The sequence below is a fragment of the Candidatus Zixiibacteriota bacterium genome, from assembly GCA_040753495.1.
Lineage (GTDB): Bacteria > Zixibacteria > MSB-5A5 > GN15 > PGXB01 > DYGG01.
In genome coordinates this window covers 1-4,621 of record JBFMEF010000132.1, presented here as the reverse complement: position 1 = coordinate 4,621, position 4,621 = coordinate 1, and the positions used below count along the sequence as shown (strand labels likewise).

The 4,621-nt window shown below is 51.8% G+C and carries 3 protein-coding genes; all 3 read right to left on the bottom strand.

The window, feature by feature from the left end; translation table 11 throughout:
• Window positions 1-15: 15 nt before the first annotated feature.
• Window positions 16-801, bottom strand: a complete 786-nt coding sequence (locus AB1690_08725) for a hypothetical protein (protein ID MEW6015392.1) — start codon at window positions 799-801, stop codon at window positions 16-18.
• A gap of 43 nt (window positions 802-844) precedes the next feature.
• Window positions 845-1,696, bottom strand: coding sequence for a hypothetical protein (locus AB1690_08720; GenBank protein MEW6015391.1), 852 nt, complete (start codon window positions 1,694-1,696; stop codon window positions 845-847).
• A gap of 14 nt (window positions 1,697-1,710) precedes the next feature.
• The coding region (locus AB1690_08715) for an FG-GAP-like repeat-containing protein (GenBank protein MEW6015390.1) at window positions 1,711-4,621 on the bottom strand (2,911 nt) is incomplete at its 5' end.

Below are 4,621 nucleotides of genomic sequence, written 5' to 3'. Positions count from 1 at the left end.
ACCTGAAAAGTAAACTCAGAATTTCCGGGAGACGGTCAGGTGGAAGCGCGGGTTATCCCCAAAGGGGGTGCCGCGGAATTTGAATTTGAATTCCTCGGAATCAGGCTCCTCAAACTCGTCATCTTTGACTTTCTGCGTTACTTTGCTGGCGGTGCGGAAGGCATCGATGCCGGAGACAATTCTATTGAAGACCGCCACGCCAATCATGAAAGTTGCCTTTCTGAAAGCGGTTTTGCTGGCATTGCGGATATTGCGATAGGTCGAGCGGGAGTCGTCATCATCCCACTGCCAGTAATAGGAACGAGTATCCGGATAGTAAGGAGCGCGAGGGTTTATGATTCTGCCGGCGGTATTATAATCATAGCGGTTGTCGTAGAATGTGAGATTCTTGAAGAATTCATCATCCTTTCCGCTCGGGTCGATTCCGGCATGCTGCTGGGCGTAGCGGATATAATCATCCTCTTTCCACTTCCCATAAGTGTGGAATCCCAGCCAGCTTGCCCAGGTGAGCACTTCTGCGCCGAAGAAAATTTCGGCCCGCCCCTTTTCCCCGGCATAGTACTGCCCGGCGCCGGGGACCAGAATCGACAGCGCCACCGCCTTCATCTTGGATACTTTCTCCGGTCTTGACTCCGGAGTAGTAACGGTTTCCTTTTCCTTTTTCGGCTTTTCTTTGGGCTTGGCAGGTTCGAATTCATCGAACTCATCCCAATCGGCATTGACAAATCCGATAGGCCTGTGAAGCGCCGAAGGCTCAACGACAATCTTTCCAAGAGCGGCCGCGGGCATCAGTGATGCCATCAGTAACATGCCTGATATCAGTATAAAGGATCTCATCATAATCTTAGAATTTGTGAGTAAATCTTAAGATAGGAATCTCATCAGTGGCAGAGTACTTTTTCAATTCGGCATTCACCGAGAGCCAGGCATCGCCGGACTGGCCGCGGTTGTGCCGACGCGCCGAAAGGGCGGCATCGAAAGCCGATATCAGGTGATTAGCCATGGCGACGATGACGAATTTGTCTGCCTTGTCCAGGAGATTATTGGCTTCGCCGCGCATATCATTATATACCGCCCGATTAGGCGATACCAATGTATCGTACTTGACCGGGTCGTCCCAGTAGTCATCCCAGCCGGCGCGGAACTGGTCGTACTTGCCTATCATTTCGTAATACTGCTGCGTTTTGGAATCGGGCAACTGATGAGTCATCGTGTCTTCATCAATATTATAGGAATAAAGCCATCCCCGATAGGATTCAATGGTTGACTGGTCACCCTCTATCCAGTGAAGATTGGCGAAGGCTTCGTATTCATCGGTTTTGTCGTTGCCATCTCCCCGGTATTTGAAATAGAAAACCCAGGAGGCAGCCTCGGTGGCAAGGAAGAAGAGCGGCTTGGCAATGTGAGAACCGGCATATTTCTGACCCCAACCGGGGATGATTAAGGAGTAAAGAAATGCCCGTTTCGGAGATTTGTATTCATACTCATATATATTATCGTCTTTTGGTCCTTTGAGACCGGCCTTGTCATCCTGCTGTCCGTAATTGACATATTTGCTGATATGTGATGTTCCGCTGGACTTGAGCGATTCCATCTCCATCCATATCTTGCTTTCACTTCTATCCACCATCTGCGCCCCGGCGCTCAGCGGCAGCGCCAACAAAGTTGCCATTCCCAAGAAAAAGAGTCTTTTCATCAATCTATCCTTTCCTATTTAATTATCGCAATATCGGTAAATGCCGAGCGAACATCATTGCCGAAATCGGCTTTTAACAGACATCGATAGACGCCGGTCGGCAACGCCGAGCCGTTCCAGGACCATTCCACCGTTCCCCGATTGCTCGGCAGGCTGAAGCGGTCAACTTCTTTACCGGAGAGGTCGTACATGGTCAGGGTGACCGAGGCTTCACTCCCCAGAAAATACCTGATAGTTGTCTTTCCGTCGAGAGTAGGATTGGGATAACAGAAGAATTTTTCGGCGGGAAGATTGTCGGCAAGATCAACAACCGCGCCCAGTTTTGACGTCGGCAGAAAATAAGTGCCGTGGGCGTTCCCTCCGCCCATGGGCCAGTCGGCGCGGGCAGAATCAAAAGAGACGTCATATGAGTAAAACCAGCCATCTCCGCCAAGAACTCCCAGCCCGCCGCCGTTGCTTTTCCGGAAAGTGAGCGCCGGGCTGATACCAATGCCGCCGGCTGAAATCGGAAACTGATAAAGTAACTCAGGCCCAAAAGCATAACAATTGCCGGAGGCGGTCATGACGACTACATCCTGCCTGCCATCACCGTCAATATCAGCCACTGTCGGGGAGGCGACGACAAAGTCGCTCGGATAGGCGCGGTCAATAATCAGGGGGAAGTCGAGAAGGGTTATGAAGTTTCTATCGAGAGCATGAATCTTCCCTTGAGCGCCTATGATAATATCGGCGTAGCCGTCATCATCCAGGTCAGCCAGAGCGGGATTGGCAAAGACCGAGTCTTCCAATTGAATCTGGTCATAATCGGCAAAAGTCGGCGCCCCGGAGGTATCAACGGTGACCGCCTTCACGACGCCGTCGGCGCTGACGACGATAACCTCCGGCTTGCCGTCCCGATCGAGGTCAACAGCAACAGGCCCATAACGGTATAGACCGTTCAGGTCATAGGAAACAGTATCACCGAAGGGGAAGGCTCCTCTTGGGGTAATCAGATAGATTCGCGTTTGCAGGCTGTCGCCTGTAATCAGCACCGTTCTCTTGTTGAGCGAAACTATCCCATAAAGCTCTCTTCCGGGAACATTGGGAGATGCCGGCACTGGCACGCTGCCGCCGATTTTCTCGAGGTGAAAATGCAGGTTGTCGGAGTTCCGAACCGCCAGATATAAGGAATCAAAAGAATTGTCATCAGTAAACCAGAGAGCCATGACTTCAGGACCGTTTACCGAGATAGCCGGGCTTCGGAGGTCAGCCAGGCCGTCATTGTTGTTGTCGGCCAGAGTGTATATATAGACGCGGAAGCCGCCGCCTACGGCGATATGCAGGGAGTCTTTTCCGAAGGGGAATCGACCCATCACCGGTCCGGCCGTTATGAATTCAGAAGTCTGAGCGAAAAGCGGCAACTGGTGCGCTTTGGGACCGGTGAAGGAGTATGCGGTGTCATAGACAGGCGCGCCGGCGGGCAGGAAATCGGTGCCGTCATCTCTCATAACGAGAAGATTGCGTCCTGATGCCACAACTACTTCGGGAACTCCATTATTGTCCAGGTCAACACTCACCGGAGCCAGCCCATAACGTGGATACCCGGCTCTCTGGGGGAAACCGGAAGAAACAAAATCCAATTCCAGGTCAAAATTCATCCTGACTCCCGAGACAGATATATCGGTCACGCGAATATGGCTGTTGACGCCGTAATGGCCAATCGAAGGCGGATTGGTATTGGGGGTAAAAGAGCTGTTATTGCCGGCGTAATACATATCCTGCTGAGTTCCATAGCCAGAATAATAATACCCGCCGAAATTGACCAGACCGTCAGCCTCCATCAGTTCCAGGAAACGGAGTTCCGGATTGACCTGAAGGGTATTCTCGTCAAAATTATTATAACCGTCACCGTCAAAGTCCATGGCGGCGACTCGCTCATCGACATGCCAGATTAGAATTCCGGAGCCGGGAAGAAGAAGGTCATATTCATGCGTAAACTCTTTATTGAAGTTCACGGGTCCCAGGATTACCGAAGTCGCCGAATCAGCCAGAATCGCCGTCTGGAGACCATCAACTTCAACTTGACGGTTTTCCAGCAGATAATATTCGAAGGCGGAGATAGGAATCTTAGCAACTTTGGTGCCGAGAGCCGACATCTCTGCCGCGACCAGTTCAATATCGGTCCCCTGCCGGTACTCGACCACATCAACAAAACCAAGAAAGGCGCGCGACCAGGCTTCGGGATAAACCGGCATCACACCAAAGACTCGTCCCACCGAAAAGCCAAAGTCGATACCGGTACCAAAACCGTTATTGTCCATCAGGGCAAAATCGCCGACCTGCGTGAAGAAATTGAAAGTATTGTACAGGTCAACCAGTCCTAATTGATGCCCATATTCGTGCGCCATGACAGCGTTAAGGGCGGTGGCGCGGTTGTCCTGGCAGGCTGTCTCCGGATAGATTACAGCATCACCGACGGCGACCGAATCGGCGCCGGTCTTGTCAACATAGATAGGCTCTGCCAGAAAGACATTGCCGGTAAACAGGTCGGATTCGGTCGGAGGAAACCCGATATCATTCTGCCGGTCGGAGCCGGCGTGGATAAGGAAGTAAGAATCGTAGGCGGCAAAATCAATGGCAGGCTCGGAGGTATCCGCCAGCACCAGACAGTCTTCCATATACTGCACCAAGCCGATATATGGATTTACCGAACCATAGTATCCCATCGTTTGCGGAAGATGGTACACCGAGTCGCTCTGCCGGGGGTAAACATCCCATTCCAGGACTAGCTTCCCCTCGGAGACGAAGAAGTAATAATAAGCAAGCGCCTCAAGATGTTTCTCGAAGTATTCGCGTCCGTGCGGCGAGGGGTCAATCATGTGACCTTCTTCATTCTGGAAGGTCAACGTATCGCGCATGTCGAACCGTCCCCGGCCGGTAGTATTG

What these genes read in the sequence shown, in the direction of transcription:
- AB1690_08725 (MEW6015392.1), bottom strand. Translation starts at nt 801, where the DNA reads ATGGCATCACTGATGCCCGCGGCCGCTCTTGGAAAGATTGTCGTTGAG.
- AB1690_08720 (MEW6015391.1), bottom strand. Translation starts at nt 1,696, where the DNA reads ATGAAAAGACTCTTTTTCTTGGGAATGGCAACTTTGTTGGCGCTGCCG.